The sequence below is a fragment of the Actinoplanes sp. NPDC048967 genome (genome assembly GCF_040649415.1).
GTDB lineage: Bacteria > Actinomycetota > Actinomycetes > Mycobacteriales > Micromonosporaceae > Actinoplanes.
Genome location: NZ_JBEZFL010000002.1, coordinates 821,163 through 839,420, shown reverse-complemented (window position 1 = coordinate 839,420; position 18,258 = coordinate 821,163). Strand labels below are relative to the sequence as shown.

Genomic DNA, 18,258 nt, shown 5'->3' with positions numbered 1-18,258 from the left:
CAGGGAACTAAGTCTGTTAAGTTCCCCCAAGGAACTCACTCGGGAGGCGCACGATGACCGGAACTCTGCCGCAAGGTCACCTCGGACTGCTGGAGACGCCGCTGGCCCAGGAGCTGCTGACCTCACGAATCCCCGCACGGCTGGGATTCGTGTGGCCGGACGGCACGCCGCGGGTGGTACCGACCTGGTTCCACTGGAACGGCCGGGAGATCGTCATGGCCACGTACACGGGAGGGCCGAACGCCGGGATCCGCCACCCGGCGGCCAGGGTCGCTGCCCTCCGGGCAAAGCCGGCAGTGGCCTTGACCATCGACACCGATGACGCGCCGCCGCAGTGCCTGACCATCCGCGGTCTTGCGGAGATCACCGAGGTGGACGGGCTGGCCGAGGAGTATGCGGCGGCGGCCCGCCGCTATCTCGGCGACGGCGCGGAGCCGATGCTGGCCCAGATGGACCAGCCGGGCACCCGGCAGGCCAGGATCGTGGTACGCCCGACGTGGGTCGGGCTGGTGGACTTCACGACGCGGCTGCCGAGCGCGCTGGGCGGGGTCCTCGGCTGACGGATCAGACCTTGCGGTAGCGGGCCTGCACGATCGAGAACAGCCCGTACGCGGCGATGCCGAGCGCGGTCAGGGCCAGCAGCCACGGGCCGTAGCTCTGCTCGGACAGCACGTTCAGGGTCGCGTCGAGGCCGCGGGCCTTGTCCGAGTCGTACTGCACGGCCGCGATCAGGAACAGAACCCCGGCAATCCCGTACGCGGTGCCCTTGGCGGCGTAGCCGGCGACGCCGAGCCGCTCGCTGAGCCGGCGCATCTTCGCGGTCATCCGGCTCATCTTGAGGTGCTTCTCGAACTTCTTCCGCACCCCGTAGATCACCAGCCCGACACCGATCGCGGCGATCACGATGCCGGCGAGACCAACAGTGATCCGGCCGCCGGTCGAAGCCATCAGATCCTCGCTGGCCTTCTGCTGAGTGTCGGCGCTCGAGGCCTTCTTGCCCCGGAGCACCTTGATGCCGGTGAAGGCGAAGTAGGCGTAGAACAGCGCGCGGCCGGCCGAGACGATGCGCTCGTACAGGCGATGCCGTCCCCGCTCGGCGCGATGGCCGACGGCGGCCTCAAGAAGCTGCCAGAGCGTCATGGCGATGAGGCCGACGACGATGACCACGATGAGGAACGTGCCGAACGGCTTCTCGGCCAGGCGGTGCAGGGCGCCGGACTGGTCGCCGTCTGTGCCGGAGCCGTCGAACGCGATCTGGAGGATGAGCCAGGCGAAGAGCAGGTGGATGATGCCGTACCCCACCAGGCCGCCACGGGTCAGATGTTCCAGCCAGGTGCTGTTGGCTGTGCGCGAAGCGGCGCCACGGGCCTGCGTGGGGAGGGAGGGCATGGACCTGCCATTGACCTGTACGCCGATTTCTGAAACGTGCGCCCGGGCTGAGACCGGCCCGTGGCTCGGTTGAGCGCCCGTTGTGGGTGACACGACTTACGAGCTCATGGCCATGACTTCCGCGGCCGGCTAGGGTACAGATCATGGCCCAGACCTTCCGAGTCGTTGACCTGTTCGCCGGGTGCGGGGGGATCACCACCGGATTCCACGCCACGGGCCGCTACCGGACCGTGGGTGCAGTGGAGATTGACACGGCCGCCGCGACCACCTACACCGAGAACTTCGGCAAGGGCCTCGTCCACCACGGCAGCATCGTCGGTTGGCAGCCGGAGGGGCAGGCCGCACGGGCGGACGTCATCGTCGGTGGGCCGCCCTGCCAGGGTTTCTCCAATCTGGGGTCCAAACGGTCCGACGACCCGCGCAACCAACTGTGGCGCGAATACGTGCGGGTGTTGAAGGACATCCAGCCGCTGGCGTTCGTCATCGAGAACGTTGACCGATTCTTGACCAGTGACGAATTCCGCCTGCTCAAGGCCGAGGTCGACGGCGGCCTGCTGAAGGACTACTCGCTCGACGAGCGAATCGTCAACGCCGCTGAATTCGGTGCCGGACAGGTCCGGCGGCGGGCGATCGTCATCGGCACCCGTAACGAGCTGAAGCCGATTGATGTGCCCATGGGGCACGTACCGCGCGATCGATGGAAGTCCGTCCGGGAGAGCCTCGCCGGGATCCCGCAGCACATCCACGAGGATCGGCAGGCACTGCCGCCGACGTTCGTCAATCATCACGGCGTGCGCCTGCCGGGCGCGTTCGAGGGCCGGTTCCTCCACGTCACCAGGAGGTACGAAGAGATCTCGCGGCAGCGTTTCCGGGAGATCCCGGAGGGCGGCAACCGGTTCAACCTGCCCTACGAACTCCAGAGTGACTGCTGGCGAAAGCATACGACCGGTTCCGCTGACGTCATGGGCAGGCTCCGGTGGGACCGTCCATCCGTGACGATCAGGACCGAGTTCTTCAAGCCGGAAAAAGGCCGCTACTTGCACCCGAGCGAGCATCGAGCGATCACTCATCTGGAGGCTGCCCGGCTGCAAGGCTTTCCTGACGGCTTCAGGTGGTGCGGCTCGAAGGTTCAGATAGCCAAGCAGATCGGCAATGCCGTGCCCGTGGAACTCGCCGAATCGCTGGGGCGCTATCTCGCAGAAAGCTTGGACGAGAGACTCTGAGCACTCGTGAGGCGTACCTCATCGGCCGAGGGCGCGCCTGCGGACACTTCCTCCGCTATTCGTGCAGCTGCCACCTCCGGGTCCTCGTGTTCCCAGATGCGGATCACGCGCCAACCCGATGCCGTGAGATGAGCGTTCGTGGCGAGGTCCCGTGCCTGATTGGTGGCGAGCTTGGCCGACCACCATGCCGCGTTGGCGGCCGGACTCGTCTGATGCTCAGGACAGGCGTGCCAGAAGCAACCGTCGACGAAAACAGCGACGCGCGCCCGGGTGAAGGCGACATCCATGCTGCGCCGTGGCATACCGGGGATCGGGAAGGCGACGCGAAACCGTAGCCCTCGCGCGTGCAGCAGCCGGCGGATCGCCACTTCCGGCTCGGTGTCGCGGCGCCGCTGCCGGCTCATGCGTCCTGACACTCCCGCGGAGCTCGGAACAGGACGGGATGCCGATGCCATGCGGGTCAGATTACCTGCGCAATCCCGCTCAGCTACGTTCGGAGCGGGCGGCCTTCGCAGTGCTGATGGCGATCGCTATCTCGGGCCGGAGGAGATGCTCGGGCAGGCCGAACAGATCCTGAAATGCTCCCCGGCGCATGAGGTGTTTGAGGGTGTCCCGAAGAACCTCTGTCTCGTTGGTGCCCATCCAGATCCGCGGCCACTCCTTCGCCAGCGCTCGTACGAGGTCTGGCGATCCTCCGATGGAACGTCGTCGAGCGAGGATCTGGTCGAAATTGCGCTCGGAGAACACATCGAGCAGGTGGTACGGATCATCACTCCGCGTACTGTCACGCAGCAGTTCGGCCCGCCACCACAGGCGGCCGAAGACGTGCCGGGTGATGTCGGTGGCCAGCACCCGATCTCCCGGCGGCCGAGGGAATCGCCACACAGCGACGTCCGGCAGCAGAACCACAGCCAGGAACGCCCACATCGGTCGTACCGCAGCCTCGGCCGGAACGAGCCCCATGTGCGTGTGCAGCGCTTGCGCGATGCCGATATCGAAACGGTTGAGCCGTCTTCCGACGGTTTCGTCGGGAAACCCGAACTCGGCGGCGATGTCCCGGATCAGCCCGCGAATATTCAGGAGCCCCTCGACCGTCACTCGAGTGCCGCCGGTGGGTGAGAAGTACTGAGCGAGATGGGACGTCTCGACCCGGTTGATCAAATCCGAGGGTCGGAGATCGACCATCTCTGCATAGAGGCCCTTGGCGGCCTTGTCGGGCAGACGCGGATAGAGAACGCTCATCGCTTCGTCTCCAGCAGGAACTCCGTGGCGGCCTGGACGATCGCGCCGAACAGTGGTGGGTCGCTGCTCTGGATCCGGCGGATGTCGAGCAGGTCCTCCTGCACGTAGCTCGACATGTAGGTGCGCACCAGGCCCTGCAGTACGGCGCCCAGAGTGTCCTTGCCGAAATCCTCGGTCATTTCGAACGCTTCGTCCGTGACAGCGCGTTCGAGCATGCTCTTGATGACGTCGGATTTGAGCGCGGAAAGCACGGTGCGATCGACGTCCCCCGGATTCCCGGCGCGGCTGATCGCAGCGACGACTGCCGGATGTTCCTGATTGACGAGCAGTTGAATCGCGCCGAGCGCACTCGCCTCGAGGTCCGACCCGAGTTCCAGGAACCACGCCGCCTTGTCCGGGAGGCTCGACTTCGAGAAAGGCACCAGAGCTATCGGGAACAACGGCGCATCACCCTGCAGCCGGATCTCGGTCGCATCGTTCCACAGCGCGCTTCCCGGCCGATGTGCGACAGCGGGCCGTTGTTCCGCTTCGCCGGCGAGGACGACGGACGTCTCGACATGGAGTACCCCGCCGAGTCGATCACCCGGAAGGATGACGTCGACGGTCCATTCGCGTCGATCGTCGTCGAGCGGAACCCACGCCGCCGATCCCCGCACGAGGGAAGGCACCGCATTCCACCGGACACTGATCGCCAACGGAACACCGCTGTCCAGGCCTGCGGATCGGCGGCCGTCCGCCAGGTCGACGGTCATGCTGCGGCGCAGTCTGAGATCGGTCTGATAGTCCCAGTCGGGCAAACTCCCCGGGACATCCCGTTCCTGATCCGAGTCGGGGTCGATCACCCAGGTCGTTGCCTTGACGGCGCCGGGAGCGAACCTTCGATAGGGCCAAGCGCGAGTTCCTCTACCTGCCATCAGGCTTTCCCTCCTCGCGGAGAGCGATCACGTCCACCTGGGTCACGGTGTCGACCACGGGACGAATCACAAGTCCGACCTCGGTGCCGGCTTCGGCGGCTTCCAGGAGGAGCACGTCCCCGGGAATGAGCTGATCCCCGATTCGCCACCCGGTGATCGCCGGAGATCCGGCACTCTCCGGCGGCTCCTGCTCACGCGTACCGTCCGCCACCATGATGTCGGCCGTTCCCTTGGCCCGCAGTCGACCGCTTCCCACGACGATCAGGTCTTGGACAAGGACCAATCCCGACTCGGAGTCCTCGAAATACGGCTCTCCCCGAAGCCTGAGGACAGAGCGGTTGCGAGGAGCGGTGACACTCTTCGTTCGGCTTCCGCCGTTCGACGGATCGGATTCGCCATCGGTCGGCAGCGGAGCCGAGCTCGACGAGCCTGGGGGTGGTGGACCGGCTTGATGAGGCGACGGATCGGCGGAGAACAAGGCTGACGCGGCCCCAGTGCCGCCGGCGGCGGCGACCAGCGAACCGAGGAAGTTGCTCGCGGCGCCCAGCGGCGCACGAGTGCTCTCCACTCTGACCTCGGCGGGCCGCGCGAATTCGGTCAGCCGTTCCTTGAGCCTGGCGAATGTCGTCCGCACGAAGGTCCGTTCGGTGCCGTCGAGCTGGGCGAACACCCATGCATCGTGCGTGGGTGGTTCCGCGGCGGCGTAGGTCCTGTCCATGTCGTCGAAGGCTCGGAAGACACCGGCGTACGCAAGGTTCGCGCTGATCGGTTCCGGGCCGGCGTGGTACTTGACCACGAGTTCCGGTGACCGTAGGAGGCAGACGTGATGAGGTGCGTGGGTGATGCCGAGATCCTGCGCCGCAGGCGGCGGCTCGTAGGCCGGGATGAGTTGGCGTTCCAGCGAGAGCCGACCGAGTTGACGCTTCGGATTTCCGCAACTGAGGGTCTGAACACCCTCACCGGATCGGAGGCGCCGGTACGCCGAGACGAAGGTCCTCAGTCCCCGCGTCTTCTCCGGCACGGGTACGGGGATGTCGATGCCGTCGTGCCGTACCTCGACGATCAGCCGCTCGTCGCCACGATCCTCCAGCATCACCGGCCAGAGGTTCCAAGCGGTCGAGTCGGCGAGGTAGCGAGCGGTGCCCTCGTCCGTGTCATCGCCGAAGTCCGGATCGACGATGACCACGTCCGTCCCCGACTCGTCATCCTTGAAAGCCGGGAGCCCGAGCTCGGCCGCCACCCTAACTGCTTCATCGCCGAGCAGCGGCTCGACGTGGGTGGCTTCCACGTGTCCCCACCAATGACGCCCGGTGTACGGCTTCGTCTGTTCCGCTTCGCCGAGCTCCATGGACTCGCCGAGACAGATGCCGATGAGACGGTTCTGCAGACCGGCGCCCGTCGCGGTCCGGGTGTGCACGATGATGGTGCCCGCTCGCGAGGTCTGGTACAGGATTCCCTTGCCGTACCCGTAAGTGCCGCCGCCGTTCTTGGTGTCGGGCGGATCCCCGACGTTCAACACGAAGGACACCCAATCGCGCGGTTCATCGCCCCGGGCGGTATCTGCTCGCGTGGGTCCGCCGAGGCCTTTGGTGCCACGGTCACTGATGGTCAGCGTCCGGATGAGTGCAGACTGTCCTTCCCGACCTCTCAGCGACTGCCGTAGCCGGAACTTGTCGCTGTGCGGTGCGCCTTCGAGCAGGAGCGTTCGCCAAGCGTTGACGTGCTGAGGGGACACGATCGTCAGGTCGATCGTGAACCTCACGGGCCGTCCTCCGAGTCGTGCATCCCAGCTGTTCTGGGCCGACTCGCGGACCAGGATCGCCGGCCAGGGTATCGGTGGCTTGCCCAGGGTGCGCTTGATGCCTTCCGCGCTGATGGAACCGGCGGGCGGGAACGGCTGTGAGTACCAACGGGGCTTCATCCTCGTCCCACCATCGAGTCCAGGAAGTCAGCGACCTCGTCCTCTTGCATGGGCGCGGGCGCGAAGTTCAGGTCCACGGCATACCGGACGTCGGACACACCGGGCGGAAGGTCGGACGCCAGCGATGCGGCCACGATGCGGGGAAAGTCCTCGGCGACTCGATAATGCGCTTCCTCGACCACGGTGAAATGCAGGCCCTTGTATCGATCGGCGTCGGCCATGAAGTATCCGGATCGGGCGAGAAGCTGCCAGAGGTCCTGCGGACGGTCCAACCGCCTCGCGGTGGATCGGATCAGCTCGGGTACTGCGATGCCGCCCGTGTCCCCGGTGTCCAGGCGTAGCCACCAGAGCATCAATCCACCCGCAGGCGCGGCGAGCTGGTCGATGCCATGGATCCGCACGATCCGGCCCTCCGACGAGGCCGTCGCCTTCACCTCGATAGCGGAGGCGTTGAGAACGAAGTCCTGCGGTGCTCGCAGGGGCCCCTGCCAGCTCTTCAGGAGATCCGGGCGTAGGTCGAGCAGGCGATTCAGAACGGTGAGTTCTCCGAAGAGGCCGGCCAATTGTTCGATCCCGAGTTTGCTTCCACTGCGGAGCAGTTCACGCCAGCCGCCCAGGACCTGGCCGATCGCCACCAGCACATCGTCGGGCTCGGCCGCCAACGCCGCGAGCACATCGGCACACAGACCGGTGAAGATCTCCGCGAGGTCCGCTCTCAACAAGACAAGATCGGCGTAGTGCACCGGCCTGGCCTCCGGCTCCAGAGTCAACGGCAGCAGGTGAACCGCTGCCGACCTGAGGTCGGGCCGGGGCCGGTCGCCCGGGGGAAGCGGAACGAGAAGATGCCGGTTGCCGTCCGGACCGATGGCACAGAGCATGGGCAGTCCGGCCGATTCCACGGGCAACGCCGATGTCAACCAGGCCGTTCCCCGCTGTACCGCGCCCAGCGCTCTCCAATGATCATTGATTACGGCCCTCAGGTCGCTCATTCAGCGTCGTCCTCGTCGTCGTGCTGCAGCGCCTCGGGGTCTTCCTCCTCCCAATAGACCCCGGAGAGGTCCGCTGAGACGTACTCGTGCTCCACTCGGCTGTCCTCGACCGTGGTGGGTTTGGGGAAAACGAACGCGGCTCCCATGACCACGTCGTGCGGCGCAAGCAAAGGGAAACGGCCCTGTCTCGTACTGGCCGACACCGGGTCGATCGGATAGAGCAGTATCAGGCCGGCATGGGGCCGTTGCTTTTGCCTCAGGGCGTCGACCTCCGAACGCCGCGTGACGTCGAAGCCCTCCGGTACCTGCAGGTTGATGACGGCGTCCCGGGGTCCGGACAGCGTCTTGATGTCAGCCACCGGATCCTCGACCTTGTTGATCCGGCTTCGGCTGTTGAGGCCGAACTGCCTGCCGTTCGGCAGTTTCCATCGGTCGGCCCCTGCTTTGGAGTTGCCGATCACGGCGATGTCCCACGACTCCAACGAGCCGCTCTGCACACGTTTCCGGATGTACTGCTTCAACAGCTCGGGTCTTGCCTCCTCCGAGCGTTCGTCGAACCGGTACTGGTCGATGAAGCGGAGTACGTCGCGATATGAGACGTCCCGCCACAGCTGCCGATCCAAGGATCGGCCGTCCTGCTGACGGCCGTGCCTCTCCGCCGCCTCGATCAATGTCACCGCGGCGGCCTCGTTCTGTCGCAACCACGGCGCCGCATCGTCGCCGGTCCGGAAGTACCTGCTCTCCACGAGGTCGCCACCGTAGGCCGCGTGGGCGGTGACCGCCGACTTCATCCGGGCAGGCGCGGTCACCAGCATCTTCGGGTGCGTACGGATCCGGACCGCGAAGGTCAGCGGATTCTTGTCCTCGGTCAGATAGCGATCGATGTCCTTACGGATCTCCGCCTCGACGACGGCGAGATGGCGGAACCAGCCGGCCAGCTCGGCGGTCATCCAGATCCGGGGCAGATCGGCATAACCCGCACGATGGCCGAACCAGCGGCCCATCTGCAGCAGCGTGTCGTAGGCGGATGTCGCCCTGACGAAGTAACTGGTCACCAGCCCTTCCAGAGTCAAGCCGCGACTCAGGGTGTTGCCTCCCACCGCGATGGCGACGACCGGACCGGATTCGTAGTCAAGTCGGTCCCGGCTGCGACTGTTGTCGACGACGACCCGACTCTCGTCGATGACTGCCGGCAGATGGGCGAGCACCGCGTCGAACGGCACGGCCTTCTCGCCGAAGTCCTCGGCCCTGACCCGGGAGGTCTCCTCCGCCCACAACTCCTCGATCTCGGCGTAGAAGTCGTGTTCGTCGTTCTGAAGCGCGGCGACGGCTTCCTGCCGCAGATCGCCGAGGGGTATGCGGAAGTCCTCGTGGATTCCCGTCTGGAGGGTGGTGTGGATCAACATGGTCGAGTGCGGGACGCCGGTGCCGCGTACGCGGCGGGCCGCTGTCGCGAGCCAGAAGTACAAGATCGATCGACGGAGCTGGTCGGTCATCTCCGGCATGAACTCCGCAGCTGCCGCTCGGCTCATCGGCCGGACAGCCGCGATCTCGTCCTCCGGTATCTCGCGGATCATGTCCTCGCCGCCGGGGATGTCTCCGACGTCCTCACCGTCGAGCGGATCGCGGCCGAAGAGCACCTCCGGTCCCTGGTAGCCCTTGGGCGCGGGCAGACTGACCACGAAGTCCCGCGGATAGAAGTCGTCCTTCATCGCGGGATCGATCAGCAGGTTCGCGAACGGCGTGGCCGTGTAACCGACGTAGCCGACCTTGGTGAACGCGCGGAGCAATTCACCCATCAGGGGATTGATGACCTTGCCGCCGACGGTCGCCTGGTCCGCCTCGTCGTCGATGACGAGCGTTGGGCAGTCACGGAGGTAGTCCTTCGCGGACGCAAGCCACTTGTTCAACTTCTTCAACACTGCTGCGTTCTTCTTGACCACCAGCAGCACTTGTTGATTGCGGGCCGTGAGGTACGCAGCCGCGTTACCCGTGGGCCGGAAGTCCTCGTCGACCGTCGTGACCTCGTGCCAGTGCGCGGGATTCGTCTGCACCAGTTCACGCGCCAAACGTGCCTGGGTCTGCCGCCTCAGACCGTTGTGGATGCCGGACAGCACGATGAAGAGTCGGTAGCCACGGTCGGCAGCTTTCGCCATCACTGCAGTGAAGTTGGCAGTCTTGCCGGATTGGACGTAGCCAAGGACGAGACCCATGCTCCGGAACTCATCGGTGTCGGGATGGTCCAGGAGTCCGACGACCTTGGTCGAGGATTCGTCCAGCGACCGTATGGCGTCGTCCTTCCAAGGACGAGATCCGCTGCGCAGCGTCTTCTCGAGAGCCGGCCAGAATCGGTCGCCTTCCCGCGGTCCGGTGTACCAGGTCAATCGCCCGGACATGTAGACCACGTTGGGTTCGCGCATCTCGCGGATCTTGATGACCTCGGCCTCGTGACGAGCGCGGATCTTCTCGATGATGTCTTCCGGCACCCTGAGGAGGCGGAGCTGTTGGACTGCTTTGTCCGGCGTCGCCCTGTCCGCGATCGACTGGAAGGCCTCGTACTGGTCGTCCAAATCCTCGGCAGTCATGACGACATACTTTCAGTCACAGGTGGGTGTCAGCCCAGGAGACCCGTAAACCTTCGGTCGGTTTGTCATCGATGGATGGATGATCGGACGCCCACCGGTTCGGCGTCGGCTCCACCGGTTCCAGCCGTCAGGATCGGTCAGAGGTTTCACCGTTGCGACCGGCCGTCGCTGCTCGCGGCCCTGTGTCCGGCCCGGCGAGGCCTCGGCTAGCGTGATCCCGACGGAGCCGGCGCGCATCGAAGGGGTACTCGTGGAGCTGTTGCACTCGGGAAAGGTCCGGGATGTCTACGCCGATGGCGACGACATTCTGCTCGTCGCTTCTGATCGGATTTCGATCTACGACGTGGTCCTGCCCACCGCCGTCCCCGACAAGGGGAAGATTCTCACGCAGCTTTCGCTCTGGTGGTTCGACCAGCTTTCCGACGTGGTGCCCAACCACATCATCTCCGCCACCGATGTGCCCGCCGAGTGGGCCGGTCGCGCGGTGCGGTGCGAGCGGCTCGAGATGGTCATGGTTGAGTGCATTGCTCGCGGTTATCTTGCGGGGTCCGGGCTCAAGGAGTACGAGAAGAGTGGCGCCGTCTCCGGGGTTGAGCTTGTGCCCGGGCTCATCGAGGGGTCGAAGCTGCCCGAGCCGATCTTCACCCCGACCACCAAGGTTGCTCCCGGTGAGGGGCACGACGAGTTCATCACGTACGCGGACGTCGAGGGTTCGGTCGGTGCCGACGTCGCCGCGGAGTTGCGGCGGATCACGCTCGAGGTTTATCGGCGGGGGTCCGAGGTTGCTGCCGGCAAGGGGATCATCATTGCCGACACCAAGCTTGAGCTCGGGTTCTCCGGGGGTGCGCTGAAGCTCGGTGATGAGCTGCTGACGCCTGACTCGTCGCGCTTCTGGGCCGCTGACGAGTGGCAGCCCGGTGGCACCCAGCGGTATCTCGACAAGCAGTTCCTGCGGGACTGGTCCTCGTCGTTGACCGGGTGGGACCGGACGGCCCCCGGGCCGGAGATTCCCGACGAGGTCGTCGAGGCCACCCGCAACCGGTACGTCGAGGTGTACGAGCGGCTCACCGGCGACCGCTGGCGCTGAGCGTCAGTCCCGGGATTCGCCGGTCGGGGCCGAGTCGGCGGTGCGGGCGTCGTCGTCCGTGGCCGCGTCGTCGTCGGCTGTGTCCGTTGCTGTGCGCAGGGCCGGGTCGTCGCGGACGATCGCCGCGGCTTCCTCCTTGGTCGCCGGGCGGTCTTCCTCGGTTGCCGGGTCGGTCATGGCGTTGCCTCCAGGTCGGTCAGAGCGAAGCGCCCGGACGGCGGCGCCGTCGGAGGGACTCGTGCGATCCGGCCGCGGCGAACATCGACCCGGACCATTTCAGGTACGAGCCGTACGCCACCGCGATCACGGCTATCAGCAACCCGGTCCACCCGCCGAGAACGACGCACACCGGTGCGATCGCCCACAGGAGTACGGCTGAGCCCACCCGCATCTTTGAGGGTGGGCCGCCGAGCTTCTTCAACCGGCCGGTGAACTCCGGATCGTCGGCGCACAACCGCGCCACGATTGCCTCGAATGCGGGATCGCGCACCGTGGACCACCTCCGCCGCGGGGAGCCGACGATCTCAGCTACCCAGCCCGGACGGGCCGAAACGCGTCAGGCCCAGACCACTGTGTTGTCGTGGGAGAGCCGCGGCAGGCGCGGGAACCACGGGTTCTCGCCGGGGTGGCCGATGTTCACGACGAGCAGTGACTTGAAGCGCCCGTCGGGGAAGAAGTCCTTGTCGATCGCCTCGCTGTCGAAGCCGGCCATCGGGCCGGCGACGAGGCCTTCCGCCCGTACCGCCAGCAGGAAGTAGCCGATCTGCAGCCCGGCGCTGAATCGCCCCATCCCGTCGCGCATCTCCGGGGCGTCCGCCAGGACGTCCTTCAGGCCTGGGTTGACCGGAAAGACCTCGGGCACATGCTCGTGGAAGTCGGTGTCGACGGCCAGGACGGCGGTGACCGGCGCGGACGCCGTCTTGGCCCGGTTGCCCTCATTCATGTGGGCGACCAGCCGTTCCTTCGCCTCCGGCGTCCGCACGTAGAGCACCCGCAGTGGCTGAAGGTTGGCGGCGGTCGGCGGCCACTTGGCCAGCTCCCACACCGCGGCCAGTTCCTCGTCGGTGACCGGGGTGTCCGCGAAGGTGTTGGCCGTGCGGGCCTCGGTGAAAAGCAGAGCGCGTCCGGCCTCGTCGAGACGGGACAAGGGGCGCTCGGTAGCTACGGAAGTAGTATTCACTTCTAAAAAGCTAGTAGCTAGGCGTCGTGGAGTGCCACAAAGGTGAGGCTCAAGACACCGGGAATAATCAGGCGGGCAGGTGCTCGCGCGCCCAGCGGGAGATCTGCTCCAGTGCCGGCATCAATGCGCGGCCCCGCTCGGTCAGCGCGTAAGCCACGGTTACCGGCGGCCCGGCCGCGACCGTACGGGTGATGAGCCCGGCCTCGGTCAGCGAGACCAGCCGGTTGGCGAGCATCGAGTCGCTGATGCCCTCGATACTGCGGGACAGCTCCCGGAATCCGGCCGGACCGGCGGCGAGGCTGCCGAGGACGGCGGCGTTCCAGCGCTTGCCGAGGAACTGGAAGGCGCGGGTCAGGGCCACGTCGCCGCGGGCGCACTGCCCCGCGTCGACCGGCATCTGCTCCGGGACCGCTGTCACCAGCCAAACGTAACATCGCCGGTACAGCGGCCGGATCGGCTGAGCCGGCCGGCAGCGGGCCCCAACTGGGCCGGCTCGTGCGGCCCGCCGGCCGGTCCAGGTCTCGGCTGCGCCGGACGTGGCCCGTCGGCCCGCGATCATGTTCGCGCCGACCCAGCCGGCCGGCAGCGCTGTGCGGCCCGGGGTCCCGGCTGCGCCGGACCCGGATCATCACCGTCGCAGATCGGCCAGATGCTCGTCCCAGCGCTGTTGCAGAGCCACGTCCGCCGGCGGCCGCACCTGTTGCCCCGAGCCGTAGATATGCCGCCAATCGTGCCCGGGCACGTCGTGCAGCAGCTCTTCGAAAGGCAACCGCTCGGCGACCGGCAGCACCCTGTCCCACAGCACCTCGGCGTAGAACGTGCTCCCCGGCTGCCCCCGCCAGTGCCCGGCCGGGAAGATCAACCCGTCAGCCAAGGTCCCGCTGGCGACGATGCCGCGGTCGGCCCGCTGCCGCAGCAGAAAGACCCGGTCGCCCGGCGCCGTGCCACCCCGGCGAGACCCGAACGTCCACCGACCCGCGACGACCTTCCCCGCAGCCGTGGCAGTGATGTCCGCGGCGAGGTTGGCGGACGGGTAACCGGTCTCGCTGGCGTCCCAGATCAGCAGGAACGTGGTCAAGCGCCCACCGTCCACTTGAGGATCACCTTCACATGGGCCTCGCCGCTGGACTCGGCGATGACGAAGCCCGTCTTGGCGGTCAGCTTCAGGCCCAGCTCCAGCTCGACCGCCTCCGGGGCGTCCGTCACCTCGCGGGCCTGCTGGATGACCTTGCGGCCCATCCGGACGACCTGACCGACCGCTTCGTCGAGGCGCTCGGTCGCCGTACCGATGAGGTCGCCGGCGCCGGCGCGCACCAGGCCCTGATTGCTGATCTCCACCCGGATGGTCTCGTCGCCGTCGATCGGCAGGTCCATGTACGCAGCCACGGACACATCCTGCCTCAGATCGTCGCGGCGATCTGCCGCAGTAGCGAGAGCATGTGGACAACGGTGGGCGTCGGCCGGCGGGCCGTGGCGGCGAAGATCCGGCGGACCGAGGCGTCGTCGGGATGCAGCCGGAGCAGAACCAGGTCGGCCGGGGTGGCGCGGACCGCGAGCGCCGGAACGAGGGCCACCCCGAGGCCCGCCGCGACGCAGCCCAGCTTGCCGGTCCACTCGGCCGCCACGATGTCGATCCGGGGACGGAAGCCGCTTGGCAGGGTCGCCCGCAGCAGGGTCTCCTCGGCGGTCGCGGACCCGGCGATGAACGGATCACCGGCGAGATCCGCCAACCGCACGGTGTGCCGGTCGGCCAGCGGGTGCCCGGGTGGCACCGCGACCAGGAGCTGCTCGTCGAGGAGGTGGTGCAGGTCGAAGCGGGTCGCGTCCAGCGGGCGGTCCGGCGGGGCGCTGACCACGGCCAGGTCGGCCTCACCCGCAGCGAGCCGGTCCAGGAGGCGGGGAGTCAGACCCTCTATCAGGGACAGTTGCGCTTCCGGGTACGCCGTACGAAATGCGGCCAGGGCCCGGGGCACCAGAGCGGCCACCGCCGTGGGGAAGGCGCCGACGCGCAGCCGGCCGCCGCCGATGTCGCGCAGCGAGTCCAGGTCGCGCTGCGCCGTGTGCAGCCGGTCGAGCACCGCCTCGGCGTGCGGGAGCAGGGCGCGGCCCTGTTCGGTGAGTTCGACGCCGCGCGGTAGCCGGTCGAAGAGGTCGGCTCCGAGATCCTTCTCCAGCACGGCGATCTGCCGGGAGATGGCCGATTGGGTGTAGCCGAGGGAGCGGGCGGCGCGGGTGAAGGACTTGCCCCGGGCGACCGCCACGAAGACTTCGAGGCTCTGGGTCTGCACCCTCGGCATGCTAACTGCGCATGACACAGATGCCGAACATTCGTTGGTGGCATGACTCCTGCCTGGCTAGCGTCGGCCCATGGCATCGATCGCTGTTCTTGGCACCGGGCGGATGGGCGCTGCTGTCGCGCGCCGGCTGCTTGACTCGGGTCACCAGGTGACCGTTTGGAACCGTACGGCGGAAAAGACCGTGCCGCTGGCGGCGGCAGGAGCTCGCGTCGCGCCGACGCCGGCCGTCCCTGAGGCGGAGGTTGTCATCACGATGCTCACCGACGCCGCGGCCGTTCGGGAAGTTGTGGAGGCTGCGGCTCTGCGGCCGGGAAGTGTTCTGATCGAGATGTCGACTATCGGGCCGGAGGCGGTACGCGCGCTCCGGGTGCCCGATGGCGTCACCCTGGTGGACGCGCCCGTGCTGGGCAGCGTCTCGGCTGTCGAGTCCGGACGGCTGAACGTGCTGGCGGGCGGGGATGTCGAGCGAGTGCAGCCTGTGCTGGAGTCGCTGGGCACCGTGCATCGCTGCGGTGCTCTCGGCAGTGGCGCCGCGCTGAAGCTGGTGGCCAATACAGCGCTGGTCACCGGGCTTGCCGCGCTGGCCGACACGGTTGCCGTCGCTCGGGCCGTCGGGGTGGATGTGGAGACGGCGTTGTCGGTGGTTTCGCGGGGAGCTCTTGGTGGTGCGGTCGTCCGCGCGACTGCGGCCGGGGCGGCCTTTCCGATTGCGCTCGCGGCCAAGGATCTTGATCTGGTGTCGGGGTTTGCTTCTCCGCCCATGGTGCGGGCGGCGGCCGCGGTGCTGCGGGAGGTTCCCGATCAGTCGGCCGATCTCGCCGCGATCGTTCCGGGGGCGGCGAGCGTTTCGGGGGCCGCGATCGTTCCGGGGGCGGCGAGCGTTTCGGGGGCCGCGACCGTTCCGGGGGCCGCGATCGTTTCGGAGGCCGCGATCGTTTCGGAGGCAAGGCCGTGAAGGTGACGCTCGACAACCCGGCATCCGTTGCCGCGCCGTTCGGCGACCGCTTCGCCCACGTGGCGCGCCTTGAGCTCGGCGGAGGCGGCGCGCTGCTGGTGCTCTCCGGTCAGGTGGCCGTGGACGACTTCGGCGCGGTGCTGGCTCCGGGAGACATGACGGCACAGGCTGAGCGGATCTTCGAGATCATCGGGGGCCTGCTGGCCGCGCACGGCGCGGGCTTCGGCGACGTGCTGCACGTCCGCACGTTCCTGACCGACTTCTCCCAGCTGGGCGACTACGCGGTCGTCCGGCGGAAGGTCTTTCCCGGCAAGCCGCCGGCGAGCACGACGGTCGAGGTGAACCGCCTCTTCCTGCCCGGCGCGGTCCTCGAGGTCGAGGTCACCGCAGCGAGCTGATCAGGGGCCGGGGCGCAGGCTCAGCTCGGCCTCACGAGGCTTGGGCCACGCCGCCTTACTGCCGCAACCTTCACAGCTCAACTGGTCGCCACAGTGGGCGCACCAGTCGTTGCTCCGGCGCAGATACCACCCTAGAGCGACGCCGGCCAGCAGACTGGCCAGCCCTATCACCGCGGCGAGCGCAATGGCTCCGGTCACGAGGCCAGGCCGCCCATCGCTGCCGCGCCGTCGGTGCCGATCCGGGGACGCCGGGTCATCAGCGGCCCGCTGGCCCTCCGGTCGAGCGCGGGGTCCTCATCAGCTCGAGAGGTCACATAGGACGCCGTGAACGTGTCGACTCCTGTGCCCCGGTGAGATCCCGGCCGGTAGGTCACGGTGACCGCGCGCGGGGAGGCGGCCTCGATCACGCCGGCCCGCCAGCCGTCGCGGTAGACCCAGACCGGGTCGGCCTTGTGGTAACTGTCGGCCGGCGCGACATCCGCCGGGTCTCGCTGGGGTGGGGCTATGGACGGGGTCGACATTCGAGAGCCTCCTGTTTCCGGGACTCGTTCGTCGGGCGGACACGTCGTCAGGGACACCAGGCGCTCGTCCCAGGCGCTGAACCTGAAAAAGGACATACTTTTCAGTACGCACTGTCAGCACCCAAGTAACCGCCTGTCAGATATCATGCTCGGGATCCAGTGCGTCCGCAAGGCCGTCTGCACGTGCATCTGACTCGTGCGCGGCGATGGGGTGGCCGATCGATCGGTTTCCGGCCGGACGATCTCCCCCTTAGGATGCTCTGGGGCGAAGGGGGTGCAACTTGCATCCCGGAGACGATCGTTGAGGAGTCAGGTGAGCGCGGGTACGCAGGAGGAGCCGCTGAACAGCGGTCCTACCGTGCTGCGCATCCTGCTCGGTGCCCAGCTGAGGCGGCTGCGCGAGGGCAAGGGCATCAGCCGGGAGGACGCGGGCTACGAGATCCGCGCCTCGGGATCGAAGATCAGCCGGATGGAGCTCGGCCGCGTCAGCTTCAAGGAGCGCGACGTCGCCGACCTGCTCAGCATGTACGGCGTCAAGAACGACGCCGAGCGGGAGGCGCTGCTGGGTCTGGCCCGGCAGGCCAACAACCCCGGCTGGTGGCATCACTTCGGTGACATCCTGCCGCCCTGGTTCCAGTCCTATCTGGGCCTGGAGGCCGCGGCGTCGCTGATCCGCACCTACGAGATCCAGTTCGTTCCCGGCCTGCTCCAGACGCCGGAGTATGCCCGGGCCGTCATCCTGCTCGGTCACGCCGGCGCCAATGCCGACGAGATCGACCGCCGTGTCGAGCTGCGCCGGCAGCGCCAGCAGATCCTCGACCGCACCGAGCCGCCCCAGCTGTGGGCCGTGATCGACGAGGCCGTGCTGCGCCGGCCGATCGGTGGCCCCGAGGTCATGCGGGCCCAGATCGAGGCGCTCATCGAGGCGGCCAAGAAGCCCAACATCCGGCTCCAGATCATCCCGTTCCACGCCGGTGGGCACGCCGCGGCCGGGGGACCGTTCGCCATCCTGCGCTTCCCGGAGCCGGAGCTGCCCGACGTGGTCTACGTCGAGCAGCTCACGAGCGCCATCTACCTGGAGAAGCGTGACGACGTCGACCACTACGCGATCGCGATGGAACGCGTCTGCATCGATGCCGAGCCGCCGAGCCACACCCAGGAAATCCTCGGCAAGCTGCTGCACGAGGTAGGCCGGCTCGGCTGACCCACTGGGTCGGCGTCATCACTGTGTGTCAATCACCCTCAGGGGTGAGCTACCGGAGCAGGTTGTCGAAGTCCCCGTCGCGGACCCCGCCCAGGAACGCCTCGATCTCCGCCGGGGTGTAGATCAGGGCCGCACCCTCCGGGTCGCGTGAGTTCCGCATGGCGACGCTGCCGTCCGGGAGTGCGGCGCACTCGACGCAGTTGCCGCTGGGGTTGCTCCGGCCGCTCTTCTGCCAGGTCACACCCTCCAGCTGCCCGGCGGGCATGCCGTTAACAATGCGCGTCATTACTTGCTCCCTAACGGTTTGACCGGTCCGGGGACCGGCTCTGTGTGTCACGCCGGCTACCTGCTGT

General features: G+C 67.4%; 22 protein-coding genes. 6 read left to right on the top strand and 16 right to left on the bottom strand.

Annotated features, from left to right (window positions below):
- Positions 1 to 53 precede the first annotated feature (53 nt).
- Positions 54 to 560, top strand: coding sequence for a pyridoxamine 5'-phosphate oxidase family protein (locus AB0C12_RS10660; protein ID WP_360546360.1), 507 nt, complete (start codon positions 54 to 56; stop codon positions 558 to 560).
- 4 nt (positions 561 to 564) lie between these two features.
- On the opposite strand, the gene AB0C12_RS10655 is transcribed toward AB0C12_RS10660, so the two are convergent.
- Positions 565 to 1,389 carry a DUF1206 domain-containing protein gene (locus AB0C12_RS10655; protein ID WP_360546358.1) on the bottom strand — a complete coding sequence of 275 codons (825 nt, stop codon included), beginning with the start codon at positions 1,387 to 1,389 and terminating at the stop codon, positions 565 to 567.
- Positions 1,390 to 1,532: 143 nt separating this feature from the next.
- Between AB0C12_RS10655 and AB0C12_RS10650 the strand changes: the two genes are divergently transcribed.
- Entirely contained in the window at positions 1,533 to 2,612 is a 1,080-nt protein-coding gene (locus tag AB0C12_RS10650) for a DNA cytosine methyltransferase (protein WP_360546356.1), read from the top strand.
- Here the strand turns inward: AB0C12_RS10650 and AB0C12_RS10645 are convergent.
- From AB0C12_RS10645 to AB0C12_RS10620, 6 genes are all read right to left on the bottom strand, one after another.
- Entirely contained in the window at positions 2,579 to 3,067 is a 489-nt protein-coding gene (locus AB0C12_RS10645) for a very short patch repair endonuclease (protein WP_360546354.1), read from the bottom strand. The genes AB0C12_RS10650 and AB0C12_RS10645 overlap by 34 nt on opposite strands.
- 28 nt (positions 3,068 to 3,095) lie before the next feature.
- Entirely contained in the window at positions 3,096 to 3,854 is a 759-nt protein-coding gene (locus AB0C12_RS10640) for a DUF6339 family protein (RefSeq protein ID WP_360546352.1), read from the bottom strand.
- Positions 3,851 to 4,696: a hypothetical protein gene (locus tag AB0C12_RS10635; protein WP_360546350.1), complete on the bottom strand. Its 846-nt coding sequence runs from the start codon at positions 4,694 to 4,696 to the stop codon at positions 3,851 to 3,853. The genes AB0C12_RS10640 and AB0C12_RS10635 overlap by 4 nt, the downstream gene beginning before the upstream one ends.
- 61 nt (positions 4,697 to 4,757) lie before the next feature.
- Positions 4,758 to 6,530 (bottom strand): hypothetical protein, encoded by a 1,773-nt coding sequence (locus AB0C12_RS10630; RefSeq protein WP_360546348.1) that lies wholly within the window; start codon positions 6,528 to 6,530, stop codon positions 4,758 to 4,760.
- A 155-nt stretch (positions 6,531 to 6,685) separates the two neighbouring features.
- Complete coding sequence (locus AB0C12_RS10625) at positions 6,686 to 7,678, bottom strand: PD-(D/E)XK motif protein (protein ID WP_360546346.1); 993 nt, start codon at positions 7,676 to 7,678, stop codon at positions 6,686 to 6,688.
- Positions 7,675 to 10,263 carry a Z1 domain-containing protein gene (locus AB0C12_RS10620; RefSeq protein ID WP_360546344.1) on the bottom strand — a complete coding sequence of 863 codons (2,589 nt, stop codon included), beginning with the start codon at positions 10,261 to 10,263 and terminating at the stop codon, positions 7,675 to 7,677. The genes AB0C12_RS10625 and AB0C12_RS10620 overlap by 4 nt, the downstream gene beginning before the upstream one ends.
- A gap of 250 nt (positions 10,264 to 10,513) precedes the next feature.
- Between AB0C12_RS10620 and AB0C12_RS10615 the strand changes: the two genes are divergently transcribed.
- Complete coding sequence (locus AB0C12_RS10615) at positions 10,514 to 11,350, top strand: phosphoribosylaminoimidazolesuccinocarboxamide synthase (RefSeq protein WP_360547112.1); 837 nt, start codon at positions 10,514 to 10,516, stop codon at positions 11,348 to 11,350.
- Positions 11,351 to 11,353: 3 nt separating this feature from the next.
- On the opposite strand, the gene AB0C12_RS10610 is transcribed toward AB0C12_RS10615, so the two are convergent.
- From AB0C12_RS10610 to AB0C12_RS10580, 7 genes are all read right to left on the bottom strand, one after another.
- A complete protein-coding gene (locus AB0C12_RS10610) occupies positions 11,354 to 11,527 on the bottom strand; it encodes a hypothetical protein (protein WP_360546342.1) in 174 nt (57 codons plus the stop codon).
- 19 nt (positions 11,528 to 11,546) lie between these two features.
- A complete protein-coding gene (locus AB0C12_RS10605; protein ID WP_360546340.1) occupies positions 11,547 to 11,840 on the bottom strand; it encodes a hypothetical protein in 294 nt (97 codons plus the stop codon).
- Between the two features lie 66 nt (positions 11,841 to 11,906).
- On the bottom strand, positions 11,907 to 12,497 hold the full coding sequence (locus AB0C12_RS10600; RefSeq protein WP_360546338.1) for a malonic semialdehyde reductase: 591 nt from the start codon (positions 12,495 to 12,497) through the stop codon (positions 11,907 to 11,909).
- Positions 12,498 to 12,597: 100 nt separating this feature from the next.
- Positions 12,598 to 12,948, bottom strand: coding sequence for a helix-turn-helix domain-containing protein (locus AB0C12_RS10595; protein WP_360546336.1), 351 nt, complete (start codon positions 12,946 to 12,948; stop codon positions 12,598 to 12,600).
- A 210-nt stretch (positions 12,949 to 13,158) separates the two neighbouring features.
- Positions 13,159 to 13,608 carry a hypothetical protein gene (locus AB0C12_RS10590; RefSeq protein ID WP_360546334.1) on the bottom strand — a complete coding sequence of 150 codons (450 nt, stop codon included), beginning with the start codon at positions 13,606 to 13,608 and terminating at the stop codon, positions 13,159 to 13,161.
- Complete coding sequence (locus AB0C12_RS10585; RefSeq protein WP_360546332.1) at positions 13,605 to 13,916, bottom strand: CU044_2847 family protein; 312 nt, start codon at positions 13,914 to 13,916, stop codon at positions 13,605 to 13,607. The genes AB0C12_RS10590 and AB0C12_RS10585 overlap by 4 nt, the downstream gene beginning before the upstream one ends.
- 14 nt (positions 13,917 to 13,930) lie before the next feature.
- Positions 13,931 to 14,818, bottom strand: coding sequence for a LysR family transcriptional regulator (locus tag AB0C12_RS10580; RefSeq protein WP_360546330.1), 888 nt, complete (start codon positions 14,816 to 14,818; stop codon positions 13,931 to 13,933).
- A 79-nt stretch (positions 14,819 to 14,897) separates the two neighbouring features.
- Between AB0C12_RS10580 and AB0C12_RS10575 the strand changes: the two genes are divergently transcribed.
- Complete coding sequence (locus AB0C12_RS10575; protein ID WP_360546328.1) at positions 14,898 to 15,782, top strand: NAD(P)-dependent oxidoreductase; 885 nt, start codon at positions 14,898 to 14,900, stop codon at positions 15,780 to 15,782.
- Positions 15,779 to 16,180 carry a Rid family hydrolase gene (locus AB0C12_RS10570; RefSeq protein WP_360546326.1) on the top strand — a complete coding sequence of 134 codons (402 nt, stop codon included), beginning with the start codon at positions 15,779 to 15,781 and terminating at the stop codon, positions 16,178 to 16,180. Before AB0C12_RS10575 ends, AB0C12_RS10570 begins: the two co-directional genes overlap by 4 nt.
- A 194-nt stretch (positions 16,181 to 16,374) precedes the next feature.
- Here the strand turns inward: AB0C12_RS10570 and AB0C12_RS10565 are convergent, their stop codons facing one another.
- Complete coding sequence (locus tag AB0C12_RS10565) at positions 16,375 to 16,701, bottom strand: hypothetical protein (RefSeq protein WP_360546324.1); 327 nt, start codon at positions 16,699 to 16,701, stop codon at positions 16,375 to 16,377.
- 313 nt (positions 16,702 to 17,014) lie between these two features.
- On the opposite strand from AB0C12_RS10565, the gene AB0C12_RS10560 reads away from it, so the two are divergent.
- The gene (locus AB0C12_RS10560) at positions 17,015 to 17,905 is read left to right on the top strand and encodes a helix-turn-helix transcriptional regulator (protein ID WP_360546322.1); all 891 of its coding nucleotides are present in this window, start codon (positions 17,015 to 17,017) and stop codon (positions 17,903 to 17,905) included.
- 49 nt (positions 17,906 to 17,954) lie between these two features.
- Here AB0C12_RS10560 and AB0C12_RS10555 read toward each other — a convergent pair whose 3' ends face one another.
- The gene (locus AB0C12_RS10555) at positions 17,955 to 18,191 is read right to left on the bottom strand and encodes a DUF397 domain-containing protein (protein WP_203768943.1); all 237 of its coding nucleotides are present in this window, start codon (positions 18,189 to 18,191) and stop codon (positions 17,955 to 17,957) included.
- Positions 18,192 to 18,258 lie beyond the last annotated feature (67 nt).

Excerpts from the sequence above, each read along its gene's own strand:
- AB0C12_RS10640 (WP_360546352.1), bottom strand. The coding sequence starts at position 3,854 with ATGAGCGTTCTCTATCCGCGTCTGCCCGACAAGGCCGCCAAGGGCCTC.
- AB0C12_RS10565 (WP_360546324.1), bottom strand. The coding sequence starts at position 16,701 with ATGTCGACCCCGTCCATAGCCCCACCCCAGCGAGACCCGGCGGATGTC.
- AB0C12_RS10620 (WP_360546344.1), bottom strand. The coding sequence starts at position 10,263 with ATGACTGCCGAGGATTTGGACGACCAGTACGAGGCCTTCCAGTCGATC.
- AB0C12_RS10660 (WP_360546360.1), top strand. The coding sequence starts at position 54 with ATGACCGGAACTCTGCCGCAAGGTCACCTCGGACTGCTGGAGACGCCG.
- AB0C12_RS10655 (WP_360546358.1), bottom strand. The coding sequence starts at position 1,389 with ATGCCCTCCCTCCCCACGCAGGCCCGTGGCGCCGCTTCGCGCACAGCC.
- AB0C12_RS10610 (WP_360546342.1), bottom strand. The coding sequence starts at position 11,527 with ATGACCGACCCGGCAACCGAGGAAGACCGCCCGGCGACCAAGGAGGAA.
- AB0C12_RS10625 (WP_360546346.1), bottom strand. The coding sequence starts at position 7,678 with ATGAGCGACCTGAGGGCCGTAATCAATGATCATTGGAGAGCGCTGGGC.
- AB0C12_RS10575 (WP_360546328.1), top strand. The coding sequence starts at position 14,898 with ATGGCATCGATCGCTGTTCTTGGCACCGGGCGGATGGGCGCTGCTGTC.
- AB0C12_RS10645 (WP_360546354.1), bottom strand. The coding sequence starts at position 3,067 with ATGGCATCGGCATCCCGTCCTGTTCCGAGCTCCGCGGGAGTGTCAGGA.
- AB0C12_RS10650 (WP_360546356.1), top strand. The coding sequence starts at position 1,533 with ATGGCCCAGACCTTCCGAGTCGTTGACCTGTTCGCCGGGTGCGGGGGG.
- AB0C12_RS10555 (WP_203768943.1), bottom strand. The coding sequence starts at position 18,191 with ATGACGCGCATTGTTAACGGCATGCCCGCCGGGCAGCTGGAGGGTGTG.